The sequence below is a fragment of the Hafnia paralvei genome (genome assembly GCF_020150375.1).
Lineage (GTDB): Bacteria > Pseudomonadota > Gammaproteobacteria > Enterobacterales > Enterobacteriaceae > Hafnia > Hafnia paralvei.
In genome coordinates this window covers 4,071,659-4,087,441 of sequence record NZ_CP083737.1, presented here as the reverse complement: position 1 = coordinate 4,087,441, position 15,783 = coordinate 4,071,659, and the positions used below count along the sequence as shown (strand labels likewise).

Annotated in this window: 16 protein-coding genes; 15 read left to right on the top strand and 1 reads right to left on the bottom strand. The window is 48.0% G+C overall.

The window, feature by feature from the left end; translation table 11 throughout:
- Window positions 1-47: 47 nt before the first annotated feature.
- The 3 genes from K9N75_RS18995 (at window position 48) to K9N75_RS18985 (ending at window position 2,627) form a co-directional block, all read left to right on the top strand.
- Window positions 48-665, top strand: a complete 618-nt coding sequence (locus tag K9N75_RS18995) for a DUF3156 family protein (RefSeq protein WP_008815266.1) — start codon at window positions 48-50, stop codon at window positions 663-665.
- Between the two features lie 227 nt (window positions 666-892).
- Window positions 893-1,852 (top strand): HNH endonuclease, encoded by a 960-nt coding sequence (locus K9N75_RS18990; RefSeq protein ID WP_008815265.1) that lies wholly within the window; start codon window positions 893-895, stop codon window positions 1,850-1,852.
- Between the two features lie 157 nt (window positions 1,853-2,009).
- Window positions 2,010-2,627, top strand: a complete 618-nt coding sequence (locus K9N75_RS18985) for a DUF3156 family protein (protein WP_061059533.1) — start codon at window positions 2,010-2,012, stop codon at window positions 2,625-2,627.
- A 25-nt stretch (window positions 2,628-2,652) separates the two neighbouring features.
- Here the strand turns inward: K9N75_RS18985 and K9N75_RS18980 are convergent, their stop codons facing one another.
- Complete coding sequence (locus K9N75_RS18980; RefSeq protein ID WP_008815263.1) at window positions 2,653-3,474, bottom strand: IclR family transcriptional regulator; 822 nt, start codon at window positions 3,472-3,474, stop codon at window positions 2,653-2,655.
- A gap of 296 nt (window positions 3,475-3,770) precedes the next feature.
- Here K9N75_RS18980 and yiaK point away from each other — a divergent pair, with 296 nt between their 5' ends.
- The 12 genes from yiaK to K9N75_RS18920 all read left to right on the top strand — a co-directional run bounded on the left by yiaK (window position 3,771) and on the right by K9N75_RS18920 (window position 15,759).
- Window positions 3,771-4,769: a 3-dehydro-L-gulonate 2-dehydrogenase gene (gene yiaK, locus K9N75_RS18975; protein WP_008815262.1), complete on the top strand. Its 999-nt coding sequence runs from the start codon at window positions 3,771-3,773 to the stop codon at window positions 4,767-4,769.
- Window positions 4,770-4,781: 12 nt separating this feature from the next.
- Window positions 4,782-5,249: a NanQ anomerase/TabA/YiaL family protein gene (locus tag K9N75_RS18970; protein ID WP_064572741.1), complete on the top strand. Its 468-nt coding sequence runs from the start codon at window positions 4,782-4,784 to the stop codon at window positions 5,247-5,249.
- 39 nt (window positions 5,250-5,288) lie between these two features.
- Window positions 5,289-6,260 (top strand): DUF4862 family protein, encoded by a 972-nt coding sequence (locus K9N75_RS18965; RefSeq protein WP_224452000.1) that lies wholly within the window; start codon window positions 5,289-5,291, stop codon window positions 6,258-6,260.
- A gap of 119 nt (window positions 6,261-6,379) precedes the next feature.
- On the top strand, window positions 6,380-7,717 hold the full coding sequence (locus K9N75_RS18960) for an MFS transporter (RefSeq protein WP_004097388.1): 1,338 nt from the start codon (window positions 6,380-6,382) through the stop codon (window positions 7,715-7,717).
- Between the two features lie 72 nt (window positions 7,718-7,789).
- A complete protein-coding gene (locus tag K9N75_RS18955; RefSeq protein ID WP_039184804.1) occupies window positions 7,790-9,316 on the top strand; it encodes an FGGY-family carbohydrate kinase in 1,527 nt (508 codons plus the stop codon).
- 13 nt (window positions 9,317-9,329) lie between these two features.
- Window positions 9,330-9,989 (top strand): 3-keto-L-gulonate-6-phosphate decarboxylase UlaD, encoded by a 660-nt coding sequence (ulaD, locus tag K9N75_RS18950; RefSeq protein ID WP_008815258.1) that lies wholly within the window; start codon window positions 9,330-9,332, stop codon window positions 9,987-9,989.
- Window positions 9,986-10,858 carry an L-ribulose-5-phosphate 3-epimerase gene (locus K9N75_RS18945; protein ID WP_039184806.1) on the top strand — a complete coding sequence of 291 codons (873 nt, stop codon included), beginning with the start codon at window positions 9,986-9,988 and terminating at the stop codon, window positions 10,856-10,858. Before ulaD ends, K9N75_RS18945 begins: the two co-directional genes overlap by 4 nt.
- Window positions 10,852-11,547 (top strand): L-ribulose-5-phosphate 4-epimerase, encoded by a 696-nt coding sequence (gene araD, locus K9N75_RS18940; protein ID WP_008815256.1) that lies wholly within the window; start codon window positions 10,852-10,854, stop codon window positions 11,545-11,547. Before K9N75_RS18945 ends, araD begins: the two co-directional genes overlap by 7 nt.
- Before the next feature lie 286 nt (window positions 11,548-11,833).
- Complete coding sequence (locus tag K9N75_RS18935; protein WP_020303527.1) at window positions 11,834-12,394, top strand: C40 family peptidase; 561 nt, start codon at window positions 11,834-11,836, stop codon at window positions 12,392-12,394.
- Window positions 12,395-12,535: 141 nt separating this feature from the next.
- Window positions 12,536-13,858, top strand: coding sequence for a PTS sugar transporter subunit IIC (locus K9N75_RS18930; RefSeq protein WP_199372412.1), 1,323 nt, complete (start codon window positions 12,536-12,538; stop codon window positions 13,856-13,858).
- Window positions 13,859-13,901: 43 nt separating this feature from the next.
- Window positions 13,902-15,305, top strand: a complete 1,404-nt coding sequence (locus K9N75_RS18925; protein ID WP_224451999.1) for a GH1 family beta-glucosidase — start codon at window positions 13,902-13,904, stop codon at window positions 15,303-15,305.
- Window positions 15,306-15,495: 190 nt separating this feature from the next.
- A complete protein-coding gene (locus K9N75_RS18920) occupies window positions 15,496-15,759 on the top strand; it encodes a YdgH/BhsA/McbA-like domain containing protein (protein WP_008815252.1) in 264 nt (87 codons plus the stop codon).
- Window positions 15,760-15,783 lie beyond the last annotated feature (24 nt).

Sequence of the window (15,783 nt, the reverse complement as noted above, 5' to 3'; positions counted from 1 at the left end):
CCAAGATTTGGTTTTGATTCATTTTTGCAAACACGGGAGATAATTACATGAACAGTGAAGTTCAGGTAGTGAATAATTTATGGCGTTGGTTGAGCGGCCAGCGTGATCCAATTGGTTATCAACCGGGAAGAGTGTTGCATCTCGTCGAGAAGAATCTGCAACCATTTGAATGCAAACGTGTCTCTGATCGTGTGCTGCATGTGGCGTGTCCGCAAGGGCTAGAGGTTGAAGTTGAAGAGCGGGTGGTTACCAGCTTCAGAAGCTATAGTGTGACCTGCCATTTTCATTTACGTGGTGATACTGGTCTGCAACAACAGATCCATATTCAAGCGAAAAATACCGATATTCTTGGCCGAGGAGATACTCGCTTCAGTGCTAAAACGCATAACGATGACAGCCGCCGCCTCATGGCCGTGCTGGATTGTTATCCTGAAATTACCGATGCACTGGATTGTCTGAATTTCCGCCGCCTGAATTTGCGCTCTGAAGCAGGAAAGTGGCAGCTAGAGATAGAACTTTTTGCCGCCACTGAGCTGGTGGGGCCACGTCCGGTATGCAGCGGCTATCAGCGTCTGCCATACGCGCAGCGTCACCTGATGCTTGACGTGATGCAGATGTTCCAGAAAATGATGGATCGTGTGACGGTGCAAGGTGTGGCTGCCTAAACGATTCCACCTATCCAAATTTAGTCCATAGCCCCAACATTGATGAACTTGATGTTGGGGTTTTGTTTGTGAGGGAAATTTTTCTCGTGAAGTATTTCTCGTTTTTGGAATCAGCTTCGCAAGAAAATAGCTATTAGCTAGTTATCTAATATCATTGTTAGCTCTTAACTTATTCTTTAGATTGTCTTAATTGATAGGTAAATAATCATTAAGGCATCTTAGGGGCGATGATGAGATATTGGTGGGTTAACCATAAACAGACAGTGAAGCACGAAGTGGATGGCGGTTTTTTATGGTCTCCTAAGACCAAGAAAGGGAATGCTAAAAACCGGTTTTATGACAATCTTTGTATTGCTTCCCCTGGTGATAAAGTCGTTTCCTACGCGAATAAAATGATTGCCTACGTGGGCGTGGTGACAGATTTTGCAATTAGTGCGTCAAAACCTGAGTTTGGTGCGGCTGGCAAGCTTTGGGATAATGATGGTTGGCTACTGCCTGTAGATTGGCAAAAGTTTAATGCTCCAGTTAGCCCACTACAAATTCTTGATCAACTTCGACCATGCTTAGAGGTTGATGGTATTTTTTCTCCTATCCGTTTAGATAATGCTCATGGTTATCAACATATCTATTTAACTGAAATAGGTAAGCCAGCGTTTGAGGTGGTTTGCGCCGCAGGTGATGGAACAACATATTTAGAGACTAAAAAAACCCGTGTTGAGCCGATCCCTTTGCGCGAAAAACTTGATGATGAAATAGAAAAGCAGGTTATTGCAGATAAGGCGCTAAGTGACACAATTAAAGAACAGCTAGTAAAAGCAAGACGAGGCCAAGGTGATTTTCGCCGCAACTTACAAGGCGTCGAGCCTTATTGTCGCATTACCAAAATTAATACACCAAGCCTACTGATTGCCAGCCACATCAAGCCGTGGCGCTGTTGTGAAAGTGGTAATGAGCGGCTAGATGGGAATAATGGATTATTGCTCGCTCCGCATGTTGATTGGCTTTTTGATAAAGGGCTTATCACTTTTACAGATACTGGCGATGTTCTCGTATCACCGAATATTTCAGAAAATGAGCTGAGTAAGCTAGGTTTAGACAATATGAGTAAGCGAAATGTTGGGGCATTTAATGACGAGCAACGTGTTTATCTCGAGTTTCATAGAAACAATATTTTCCTCAACAAGTAGCTGGCTTTCTTCTCCCCCGATGCCTCTTTTTGTCATTTTAAAATGAGTGTTCATAAATCCGTTGCGGATTGTGTATATTACGCCGCCAGTTGGCGCGATTACTTCGCATGGCGTTGATGTGAGGTTGAGGTGGGGGAAATGTTTCGGAGAATGAGTCGTGAATAGCGCAGTTCCTTTCTTGAGTCGTGTCTGGCATTGGCTAACAATGCCGCGAGAGCCAGTTGGGTATCAGCCGGGACAGATGCTAAAACTGGTTGCGCGCGATTTTCGCCCCTATCCGTGCGAGCGCCTATCGCTGCGTTGTTTGTCGATCTCTTTACCGCAAGGGATGACGGTTGAGGTACATGAAAAGGCGACCGCGCTGTTTCGTTCTTTTGTGGTTTGTAGCCATTTTTATATTCAGGGCGTGACCGGTTTACAGCATCCCGTTCGCATGAAAGTGCGCAATGGTAACGTTTTTGGGCAAGGAGGGATTCGGTTTCGCTGTAAAGCGAAAAACGATGATAGCCAACGCTTGCTGGCCGTATTGAACTGTTATCCGCAGATTTTTACTGCACTAGAGCAGTTGCATTTTCGCCAGCTAAATCTGTGGTCAGAACAGGGACGCTGGCGATTAGAGATCGAACATTTCGCGGCTTCTGAGGTGATCAGTCAGGTGCCGGTAGAACGCCGTTATCAAAAACTGCATCACGATCAGCGCCAGCAGTTGCTAAATGTGATGCAGATGTTTGAACAACTGATGACCCGAGTTGCTATCGAAGGTGTTGCCGCATAAGCGGCAGCCTCGAATGCATTGAATATTACTCGTAGGTGCTTAACCCTAATTCTCGAGATATGGCCGCAGCGGTCTCTTTCAGTGGTTTTAGCAGATTTTGTTCGCCAATCAGCCCTAGTTTGGCGGTTGAGAGCGAAATTGACACCGAATAGCTGACGCGATGGTGAATATCAAAGATTGGCACCGCGATGCAGGATACCCCTAGTTCATTTTCTTCACGATCCATCGCCATGCCCTGTTGGCGAATCTGCTCTAACTCCTGATACATCTTATCTTGCTGCGTGATGGTATTGCGCGTTAAAGGCTGGATCTCGTCCTGGTGACTTTTCCAATAAGATTCAACGTAGTCGTGATGACCATAGGCCATATAAATCTTGCCCATTGCCGAGCAATAGAGCGGCATATGTTGGCCGATATAGGCTCGTGTACGCAGCATGCCGGTGGTGGGCTCCAGCTTATAGATCAAAATGGCGTGATCGTCTTCGCGGCTGGAAAAGTTGATGGTTTCTCCCGTGTTGATGTTCAGCGCTTCCAGATGAGGGGCTGCGACATGAATAATGTTGAGAGATGACAACGCTTTTTGCCCAACGGCAATAAATTTGGTGGTTAAACGGTAGCTACCAGCAGCGGGCGCGGGAGTGACATATCCACAGGACTGCAATCCCTGTAACAGGCGGTGCACGGTGCTTTTGTTCAACTGCGCCAGTTCGGACAGATGTGCCAGCGGGCAGCCGTTTGGATAGTTACTCAAGATCTCAATGAGCTGAAGGCCACGAAAAAGGCTTTGGCTACCAGCCGGTTTTTCTTTGCTTGGTTCGATGTCGGTTTCTTTCTCTTTAGTTTTCATTCGCCTTCAATCATTCCAGTCAAATAACTTGGCTGAGATGTTAACTCAATTTATCGTCATTTTTTGCTATTACTCTGCATTTTTCTCCTTCTCTTCTTAAACGCTTGAAGTGTGTTTCACGTCACGTTCCTGAATGATAAAAATTAATCCATTGATTTTTAATGATTTTAAAAAACTCACTCGCTTTGACTTGTTAAAATTTGAGCGGTATTATTTTTTGGAATCGGATTTCACATAGTGAAATATTGAGATTCAAAAACGATCAGATGGTTCATGTGTTTGACGAGGAGAGCGGTATGCGAGTGAGTTTTGAACAGTTAAAACAGGAGTTTGAACGGGTGCTATTGGCACGCGGCGTTCAGGCTGAAACGGCGAGTGAATGCGCCACTATGTTTGCGCAGACCACAGAATCTGGGGTGTATTCACACGGCGTGAACCGCTTTCCTCGTTTTATCCAGCAACTGGATGCAGGGGACATTATTCCCGAAGCGCAGGCGAAACGAATTCTGGCGCTGGGCGCGATTGAACAGTGGGACGCACAACGCTCAATTGGCAATTTAACAGCGAAAAAGATGATGGATCGCGCGATGTCGCTGGCGTCGGATCATGGCATCGGTTTAATTGCAGTACGCAATGCAAATCATTGGATGCGAGGCGGGAGCTATGGTTGGCAGGCGGCCGAAAAAGGTTATATCGGTATTTGTTGGACGAACTCGATTGCGGTTATGCCGCCTTGGGGAGCAAAAGAGTGTCGTATTGGTACCAATCCATTGATCGTGGCGATCCCTGGAAATCCTATCACCATGGTTGATATGTCGATGTCGATGTTCTCCTATGGAATGCTAGAGGTTAATCGTTTAGCGGGTCGTGAGCTACCAGTCGACGGTGGATTTGATGACGAGGGCAATCTTACTCGCGAGCCTGGCGTTATCGAGAAAAATCGCCGTATCTTACCAATGGGATACTGGAAAGGTTCAGGCTTATCCATCGTGTTGGATATGATTGCGACGCTGTTGTCTGATGGTGCATCGGTCGCGGAAGTGACTGAAGACAACTCAGATGAATATGGTATTTCACAGATCTTTATTGCTATTGAAGTGGATCGCTTAATCGAAGGTGCAACACGCGATGCCAAGCTGCAGCGCATTATGGATTATGTCACCAGCGCTGAACGCTCCAATCCCGATGTGGCGATACGCCTGCCGGGCCATGAGTTTACCCATTTGTTGGCTGAAAATCGTCGTAATGGCATCACCATTGATGACAGCGTATGGGCAAAAATTCAGGCGCTTTGAGGATAAAAGACGATGATATTTGGCCATATAAGCAATGAAAATCCCTGCAACCTGCCGGAGGCTATCCAAAGGGCGCTACAGTTTTTGCGTTCCACGGATTTTAGCCAACAGGAGGCGGGCGAGGTTGAAATTGATGGGCGTGATATTTATGCCCAAATTATTGATATGACGACCCGGCCTAAAGCAGAGAATCGCCCTGAAGTACATCGGCGCTATATCGATATTCAATTTCTCGCGTGGGGAGAGGAAATTATCGGCGTTGCCGCCGATTGCGGAAATAATAAAATATCAGAATCATTACTGGCTGAGCGAGATATTATTTTTTATCACGGCGCTGAAAACGAATCTGAAATAACGATGACACCTGGAAGCTACGCTATATTTTTTCCACAAGATGTTCATCGCCCTGCATGCATTAAAAATAAAGCAACTCCGATTCGAAAAGTTGTTGTGAAAGTGGCATTAACTGCGCTGAATTAAATTGAAGTCATTATTGCCATCACTAAGGGATAATTTTTTATGAAACAGAATAACGGCTTTATCGTCGGTGCGTATCCCTGCGCGCCTTCATTTCATCAGCGAGAAGAGGCGCTGGAAAGCGCATTCTGGCGTGGGTTAGCTGATATTGAAGGTATCCGCGGCATTGAGCAGCCCTGCTTGGAAGATCTCCATCCGTATGGCGACGACTATTTATTCCAGCATATTCCATCGGATTGGCAAATTGTTGTCACCGCGGTGATGGAAACCATGCGCCGTCGCGGTAAAAATTCTGGATTTGGGTTAGCCTCGAGCGATACAGAACAACGCTTGGCCTGCGTTGACTACTATCGGCACATACTGGATAAAATCAATCGTGCTAACGACCGCTTTGGAATGCAGAAGGTTCTGGCTTTGGAAATCCAATCGGCACCGTTAGCAGGCTCAGGTGATGTGATGCTAGCCGCAGAGTGTTTTGCCGATTCTATGCGGCAGATAGCCAGTTGGGACTGGCCGTGTGAGTTGGTGATTGAACATTGTGATGCCATGAATACACCAGATGCACGCAAAGGTTTTCTGCCGTTAGAACAGGAAATTGCAGTTATTGACTGTCTGAAGTCAGAGCTCGGTAAAGAGGTCGGCGTGGCGCTCAACTGGGCACGTTCAGCTATAGAAGGCCGTAACACCGAATTACCTATGCAGCATCTCCGAGCAAGCCAGCAAAGCGGCGCACTCAAAGCGTTGATGTTCTCTGGCACGACCTGCGGCGGAGCTTATGGTGACTGGCAAGATTTACATGCACCTTTTGCACCATTCTCAGGGGCCGAGGTTCATTGTGCTGAAAGTTTAATGACGGTGGCATTAGCGGCGGAGATGTTTAACGCGGCACCACTCGACTCATTGAGTTTTGCGGGGATAAAGTTATTAGAAATTGATCCTCAGGCCAGCGTAGAACATCGGATTGCCATTTTACGTGATGGAATTAAAGCGTTAAATATCGCCAGTAAAAATTAAAACTTAATCTTTTTTAATGGATTAATTAAGCCAAGTCTTCACCGAATAAACCCTTTATAGGGAAAAATCTGTGTATTTATGTACATGGGCCGTATCAATAATGATTAAGGCGTGAAGTTATGAACTCTAACTCTGATACCCTAAATAAAAATAATATTCCCGAGGATATTCCACGCCAGCGTTGGCTAAGAATTATTCCCCCTATTTTAATCGCTTGTATTATTTCATATATGGATAGGGTGAATATTGCCTTTGCCATGCCGGGAGGTATGGATGCCGATCTTGGCATTACTGCATCCATGGCGGGGCTGGCGGGCGGTATTTTCTTTATTGGTTATCTGTTCCTACAGGTACCCGGCGGAAAAATTGCGGTACACGGCAGTGGTAAGAAATTTATTGGCTGGTCGCTAGTGGCGTGGGTTGTTATTTCGGTATTAACCGGTTTGGTGACAAATCAGTATCAGCTGCTGTTTTTGCGTTTCGCACTAGGTGTTGCCGAAGGGGGCATGCTGCCGGTGGTGTTAACGATGATCAGCAACTGGTTTCCCGACGCTGAGCGAGGCCGTGCGAATGCCATTGTGATTATGTTTGTACCGATTGCGGGGATTATTACTGCGCCGCTTTCGGGTTGGATTATCACCGCACTGGATTGGCGCTGGCTGTTCATTATCGAAGGTTTGATGTCGATTGCGGTTCTGGTGCTTTGGGTGGTTGCCGTATGTGACCGACCTCAGGAAGCACGTTGGATCTCAGAAAAAGAGAAAACCTGGCTGATTGACACCTTGGCAGAAGAACAGCGCGCCATTGCCGGAAAAGAGGTAAAGAATGCTTCATTGAGTGCAGTCCTATCGGACAAAACGATGTGGCAGCTGATAGCGCTGAACTTCTTCTATCAAACCGGTATTTATGGCTACACCCTGTGGCTTCCAACCATTCTGAAAGAGTTGACTCACACCTCTATGGGACAGGTTGGCATGTTGGCAATCCTGCCGTACATCGGCGCAATGGCGGGCATGTTCCTATTCTCCTCACTCTCTGACCGCACTGGCAAACGCAAACTGTTCGTATTTTTACCGCTGCTCGGTTTTGCGGTTTGCATGTTCCTGTCCGTGACGTTGAAACAGCATATCTGGTGGTCATACGCCATGCTGGTGGGCTGCGGCGTATTCCTGCAATCGGCTGCTGGTGTGTTCTGGACTATTCCAGCCAAATTGTTTAGCGCGGAAATGGCGGGCGGTGCTCGCGGTGTGATTAACGCTCTGGGTAACTTGGGCGGTTTCTGCGGGCCTTATGCGGTGGGACTTTTGATCACCTATTACAACAAAGACGCAGGTGTTTATTGTCTGGCGCTATCGCTCGCGCTGGCAGCACTGTTGGCTCTGCTGTTACCCGCCAAATGTGACGTGCCGACTCAATCTACTGCGCAATTGCCGAAAGGAAAGCGCTCGGCGGCATAAGTTGTCTCAAGCCTCTCCTTATCAGGGGAGGCTGATTGAGCAGAAGTCATTGTGTAAATAACAGGAATCACTATGAACGCGACATCCACTGAATATTGGCTGGGGATTGACTGCGGCGGTACTTACCTCAAAGCGGGCTTGTACGACAGGCAAGGCGCAGAGCTGTGCATCAGCCGTCAAGCGCTGCCGGTCATCAGCGAACATCCGGGTTGGGCGGAGCGTGATATGTCTGCGCTATGGCAGTCTTGCATCGACACCATCGCGAATGTGCTACGCCAAAGCGGAGTAAGCGGTCAGCAAGTCCAAGGGATAGGGATCTCGGCACAGGGAAAAGGATTGTTCCTGCTGGATAAAAATGAAAAACCACTCGGTAATGCGATGCTTTCATCAGACAGGCGTGCAATCGAAGTGGTCTCGCAGTGGCAAAGAGATGGGCTGCCTGAATTGCTGTATCCGCTGACTCGGCAAACGCTATGGACAGGACATCCGGTATCCCTCCTGCGCTGGGTAAAACTCCATCAGCCGGAACGCTACCGGCAGATTGGCTCGGTAATGATGGCGCATGACTATCTGCGTTTTTGTCTGACTGGAGAGCGGGCCTGCGAAGAAACCAATATTTCTGAATCTAACCTCTACAACATGACTTTGGGAGGCTATGACCCGCAACTCACCGAGTTACTGGGCATTTCAGAGGTCAATTCCGCTATTCCGCCCGTGGTGGGTTCAGCAGAAATAAGTGGCCGAGTGACCGAGGAGGTTGCGGCAAAAACCGGGCTTTGCGTGGGAACGCCTGTGGTCGGAGGGCTGTTTGATGTGGTTTCTACCGCGTTGTGCGCAGGGCTGCAGGATGAATTTACGCTGAATGCGGTGATGGGCACTTGGGCCGTGACCAGCGGTTTAGCACCCGAGATCTGCCAACACGAAGCGCATCCATACGTATATGGACGCTATGCCAACGCCCTGAGCTCAGATGAAAAAAACTACATTGTCCATGAAGCGAGTCCGACCTCTTCAGCCAATTTGGAGTGGCTCACCCAGCAGCTTGGCGGTCTCGGTTTTGAGGAAATTAATCGCTTGGTTGCCGCCTTACCTAAAGCGGGCAGTGACGTGATGTTTTTACCTTTCCTATACGGCAGCAATGCGGGATTGGATATGACTGCCGGCTTTTATGGTTTGCAGTCGCTGCATCACCGTGGGCACCTGCTTCAAGCCGTGTATGAAGGCGTGATATTTAGCCATATGACCCATCTGAATCGAATGCGTGAGCGTTTTACTCAGGTGAATAAATTGCGAGTCACCGGCGGCCCCGCGCATTCAAAGGTCTGGATGCAGATGCTGGCCGACGTGAGCGGTTTGCCGATTGAACTGCCACAGGTTGAAGAAACGGGCTGTTTAGGCGCAGCGCTGGCGGCCTTAGTGGGCTGCGGCGTTTATTCGGATTTCAAGCAGGCGCAAGGCCAGCTTAGCCATGATATTCAGCGTATTGAACCCGACGACGCTGCTTGGTCTGCATATCAACACAAATTCACCCGTTACCAATATCTGATTGAAGCGCTACAGACCTATCACGTGCGCTGTTCATCTTTGAATAAGTCCTAAGGAGTTACCCATTATGAGCCGACCTTTGCTCCAACTGGCGTTAGATCATACGAGCCTGAATGCGGCTTTGCAGAGTGTGAACGCGCTGAAAAACAGCGTGGATATTATCGAAGCCGGTACGATTTTATGTATTAGCGAGGGACTGCAAGCCGTGCGTCAGCTGCGCCAGCTTTGTCCTGAGCACACTATTGTTGCCGATCTTAAAGTGGCCGACGCTGGAGAAACGTTGGCAACAGAAGCCTTTAATGCGGGAGCCGACTGGATGACGGTGATTTGTGCCGCCCCGTTGGCAACGGTGGTGAAAGCACATCAGATTGCACAATCTCGCGGTGGTGAAATACAAATTGAGCTCTTTGGTAACTGGACGCTAGACGACGCTAAAGCATGGCGCGCAGCGGGCGTGCGGCAGGCGATCTACCACCGCGGACGTGATGCTCAGGCCAGTGGGCAATCTTGGAGTCAGCAGGATCTGGATCGAATGCAGCAGCTTTCCGATCTTGGGCTGGAGCTGTCGATCACCGGTGGCATTACTCCGCAGGATCTGAGTTTATTCAGCGATATTTCCGTTAGGGCGTTTATTGCCGGCCGAGCGTTGTCTGAGGCGACGAATCCGGCACAGGTTGCACAGGAATTCCATCAACAAATCAACGCGATTTGGGGGGAAAGGGCATGAACATTGCCAAGAGAGTGCATCCGCTAGGTATTTACGAAAAAGCATTACCAAAAACGTTGAGCTGGCCAGAACGTTTGGCGCTGGCCAAAAGCTGTGGTTTTGATTTCGTTGAGATGTCAGTAGATGAAACTGATGAGAGGCTGGCGCGCCTGGATTGGAGTACCGCACAGCGCAGTGCCTTAGTGAGTGCGATGTTGGAGAGCGGTATTGCCATTCCTTCCATGTGCCTTTCAGCCCATCGTCGATTTCCCTTTGGCAGCCATGATGAAAACGTACGCCAGCAGGCTCGGGAAATCATGACGAAAGCCATCCAGTTAGCGCGGGACTTGGGGATTCGAACCATCCAGTTGGCGGGTTATGACGTGTATTACGAGGAGCAGGATGAAGGGACACTGCAGCGTTTTACCGAAGGGCTAACGTGGGCAGTGGAGCAGGCGGCGGGAGCGCAGGTCATGCTGGCGGTTGAGATTATGGATACCGAGTTTATGAACTCGATAACCAAATGGAAAAAGTGGGATCGACTGCTTTCTTCACCATGGTTTAGCGTTTATCCCGACGTAGGAAATCTTAGCGCGTGGGGCAACGATGTGTCGGCCGAATTGGCGTTAGGCATCGACAGTATTGCTGCTATCCATTTGAAAGACACTTATCCCGTAACGGCAAGCAGCCAAGGGCAATTCCGTGACGTGCCGTTTGGTGAGGGATGTGTGGATTTTGTGGGGATATTTAGAACGCTGAAACAGCTGAACTACCGCGGTTCATTCCTGATTGAAATGTGGACTGAAAAAGCGCAGGAACCGGTGCTGGAAATTATTAAGGCCCGTCAGTGGATCGAAGCACGCATGCTTGAGGGAGACTTTGTATGTTAGAGCAATTGAAACAACAGGTTTTAGCCGCAAATTTGGCATTGCCACACCACCATTTAGTCACCTTTACGTGGGGAAACGTGAGCGCTATTGACCGCGAATCTGGGTTAGTAGTGATCAAACCCTCAGGCGTGGAATATGACGGTATGCAAGCCAAAGATATGGTAGTGGTCGACCTCCGCAGCGGAAATGTTGTTGAGGGGGATAAAAAGCCTTCCTCGGATACCGCCACTCATTTGGCGCTATATCGTGCTTTTCCGCATATTGGTGGCATTGTTCATACCCATTCGCGCCATGCCACTATCTGGTCACAGGCGGGTCTCGATTTACCCGCTTGGGGTACCACTCATGCCGATTATTTTTATGGCCCGATTCCCTGCACGCGCCTGATGAAACGTGAGGAAATCGCGGGTGACTATGAGCATGAAACCGGCGAAGTTATTATTGAAACATTCACCCAGCGTGACATCGATCCTATGCAGGTACCCGCGGTGTTGGTGCATTCCCATGGTCCGTTTGCTTGGGGTAAAGATGCTGCCGATGCGGTACACAATGCCGTCGTGTTAGAAGAGTGTGCCTATATGGGCATTTTCTCTCGTCAACTGACACCGGGGATCTCGGCGATGCAGCAATCTTTATTAGATAAACACTATCTGCGTAAGCACGGTGCTAACGCTTATTATGGGCAATAAAATTGCTTTTGATTGAAGCCTCATTTGAGGCTTTTTTTATGATATTTATTTCTTAACATTTCAGTCTTGGCGTAACTGATGCCCCCGTAAGGGAAATTATCTATACATAAAAAATATGTTTAACTTGTAAGCATAACTTTAATATCAATTCAGTTGAATCATCGCGCAGTGATGTCTATTTTCTTTCTTTCCAGCTTAAGGACGCGATTGCAGGCCAATGCCCGCAGATCGCCGCTTGGTTGTACTCACGATGGAAAATTTTGCTCTTCTGCGATGATGCTTATACATGTTATTTCGAAAACTTACCCTTGCCGTTATTTTTTGCCTAGGGACTTTTACCGTTCAGGTGGCTTCAGCTTTTGATTTGCCCAGCTATTTTAAAAGTGACAAATTGCTGGAAACGCCGAAAATTCCACACCATTCTAAAGCGATGACGCATTTTGCTCGCGTGAATAATACGGGCGTCGGCGATGTTAATCATTCCATGGTAAAAAATGTTATTTTGCAGAATTATCGTCATTGGGAAGGTGTTAAATACCTTTGGGGCGGAGATTCCAAATACGGGATTGATTGTTCTGCGTTTACACGTCGTGTGCTAAGTCAACTGAAGATAAATTTACCGCGCACGACCTCTGAGCAAATTCATTCTGGAAACCAGGTTTCTAAGCAACAGCTAAAGATTGGCGATTTAGTTTTCTTTAAAACATCGAGTGTGACGCGCCATGTAGGAATTTATGTCGGGAATGGGCAGTTTATCCATGCGTCAAAAAGTATGGGGGTTACCACTTCACGTCTCGATGAAAATTATTGGCAGCGTAGCTACGAAACGTCTGTTCGTGTGATCTAATCCTCCCGTATGACTTTAGTTTTTTCGATCCTTCTCACAATCTAGATTTTAATTGAAACCGGTTACTGAAACCGGTTGCAGTTGGCGAAAATAGCATCTTATACTCTTTCCTCTATGTAGCTCACGCAGGGGCAGGGCATGATGAATATCAGTCAATCGCTGTTTAGCTTTATTGAAAATAGAATCAGTCCAATTGCGGGGAGGATCTCTTCCCAACGACATATTATGGCGATTCGAGACGGCTTTATTTCAGCCATGCCTTTTATGATCGTCGGCTCTTTCTTATTGGTTTTTGTCTATCCGCCTTTCTCGGCTGAGAGCAGTTGGAGTTTTGCGCGTAGCTGGTTGGCGCTATCGGGCAAATATGAATCCCAGATCCTGACACCATTCAATATGACGATGGGGATCATGTCGGTCTATATCAGCGCAGCGATTGCGTATAACTTGGCGAGAAGTTATCAGCTCGATCCTTTTATGACAGCGATGCTGGCGCTAATGGGATTCTTATTGGTATCGGCTCCACAGGTGAATGGGAATATGCCCACGGTGGCATTGGGGGGTGTCGGTATTTTTACCGCCGTGATAGTCGCGGTATATGTGACCGAGCTGACCCGTTTTCTCAAGCTACGTAATATTGGGATTCGACTGCCAGAGCAGGTTCCGGCCAATATTAAACAATCGTTCGATCTGTTGATTCCCATTCTTGCCGTCATTATCACGCTTTATCCACTGAGCTTGCTGATTCAGGAGATTTTTAATCAGTTGCTCCCGCAGGCCATTATGGCGTTGTTCCAGCCGCTAATTTCTGCTGCGGACTCTCTGCCCGCCATTCTGTTAGCGGTGCTGATTTGTCATCTGCTATGGTTTGCCGGAATTCACGGTTCGGCCATTGTGTCTGGCATGCTGCAAGCATTCTGGTTGACGAATTTAGGGCTTAACCAAACGGAGCTGGCCGCAGGTTTACCGCTGATGCACATCATGACCGAGGCGTTCTGGAATTTCCTGATTGTGATTGGCGGTTCGGGAGCCACATTCGGCTTGATATTGCTGTTTATGCGGAGTAAATCGGCACATTTGCGTGCCATGGGCAAACTCAGTTTGGTGCCGAGCATGTTTAACATCAACGAACCGGTGATTTTCGGCACGCCTATCGTTATGAATCCAACGTTCTTCATTCCTTTTATTTTGGCACCTATGGTGAATGCCGTGGTGGCCTATCTGGCAGTAACAACAAATTTGATACCGCACATGATTTCTTTGGTTCCATGGACCTCTCCTGCGCCGATTGGCGCTGCGTGGGCGATGGGTTGGGATTTCCGCGTGTCGGTATTAGTGCTGTTATTGATGGCGTTATCCGCGGTGATTTATTACCCGTTCTTTAAAGTGTATGAGAAGCAACTCTTGGCACAGGAATGCGTTGAATCCACGCGACAACAAACTAGGGTGCAAACCGCCCAAAGGTAACAGAGTTGCCTTCTAATTGATTGATTAAACGGAGTATTAAAATATGAGTCAGTTTCCAAAGGGGTTTCTCTGGGGAGCAGCCACGGCGGCATATCAGGTTGAGGGGGGGCATGACGCTGACGGTAAAGGCTTATCCGTTTGGGACGTGTTTTCTCATCAGCCGGGTACTACGCACGAAGGAACTAACGGCGATGTTGCTGCCGACCACTACCATCGCTTTAAAGAGGATGTGGCGCTCATGGCGGAACTGGGGATGACCTCATACCGTTTCTCTATTTCATGGTCGCGCGTGCTGCCACAGGGAACCGGCGAAGTGAACGAAGCGGGGATCTCGTTCTACAGCAACTTGATCGATGAACTGTTACGCCACAACATTCGTCCAATGATCACGCTTTATCACTGGGATCTGCCGCAGGCGTTGCAGGATAAGTTTGGTGGCTGGGCTGGACGCGACATTGTGGATGCGTTCGATGAGTATGCTCGTCTCTGCTACCAACGGTTTGGCGATCGCGTCGATTTATGGTCGACGTTTAATGAAACAATTGTTTTCATTGGCATGGGGTACTTCACCGGTCAGCATCCGCCGAAATTGAAAGATCCGACGCTGGGAATTCAAGCCTGCCACCACGTGTTTTTAGCGAATGCTCGTGCGGTGAAAAGCTTCCGAGAAATGGGGATCAACGGTCAGATCGGTTTTGTGAATGTTTTGCAACCGAACGATCCGATCAGTCAAGAGCCTGAAGATCTACGTGCTTGGGAAATCGCCGAGGGGATCTATACGCACTGGCTCTATGATCCGGTGCTAAAAGGTGAGTATCCACAGGATATGCTGGCGATGGCTCAGACCGCATTTGGTGTACCGGAATTCCATCCGGGCGATGCCGAGTTACTGAAAGATAACATTGTTGATTTTATTGGCCTGAATTACTACAAGCGTGAAATGGTTGCGCGTAACGATGATGTGCAGGGTTTTGATCTTAATACCTCGGGACAGAAGGGTAGCGGCGGTGGGATGGGCTTTAAAGGCTTGTTCAAGATCGTCAAAAACCCGAACGGAGTTTATACCGATTGGGATTGGGAGATTTATCCGCAGGGGCTTACCGATGCGATTGGTCGCATTCGTCATCTCTACGGCGAAGTGCCGATTTATATCACCGAAAATGGGTTAGGCGCTAAAGATCCCATTGTAAACGGTGCCGTTCTCGATCAGCCGCGTATCGATTATTTACGTGAGCATATCCGTGCCGTGGGTAATGCCATTGAGCAGGGCGCTGATGTTCGAGGTTTCTATCCATGGTCATTTATCGACTTGCTGTCTTGGCTCAATGGCTATCAAAAACAGTATGGCTTCGTGTATATCGACCGTGAAAATAATCTGACGCGTAAGAAAAAACTGAGCTTTGAATGGTATCAAAAAGTGATTCATTCAAATGGTGAAGAACTTTAATGAATTTGCTTTAAACCTCTCCTCTGCGGGGGAGGTTTAAAGCTTTTATCCTCTGCGCTGACCGGTGCGTGCATGCGAGATTTATCTTAAATCTTTACAATAAGTCAGCATTATTCTGCGACATTCATGAATCTGTACTATCTTTAATCTGTAGTTGTTACATCCGATTACAAACGACAAGGAGTAATTCATGAAAGCAATTAAAGCGATTACAGCAGCGATTCTGGTGAGTTCAGTATCTTTTGGCGCTTTGGCAGCAGAGGAAATCACCAAAGAAGAAGCAGCAAAATATACGAAAATCGGTACAGTAAGCACGACTGCTGAAACTACGTCGCCAATGGATGCCAAAGAGGTTCTGTCTAAACTGGCTGATGAGAAAGGCGGAAAATACTTCGTGATTATTGCCGGACGTGAGCATGGCAAAATCAGTGCTACGGCAGAAGTGTATAAATAAGCGTATCACGCGATAACGCTATAA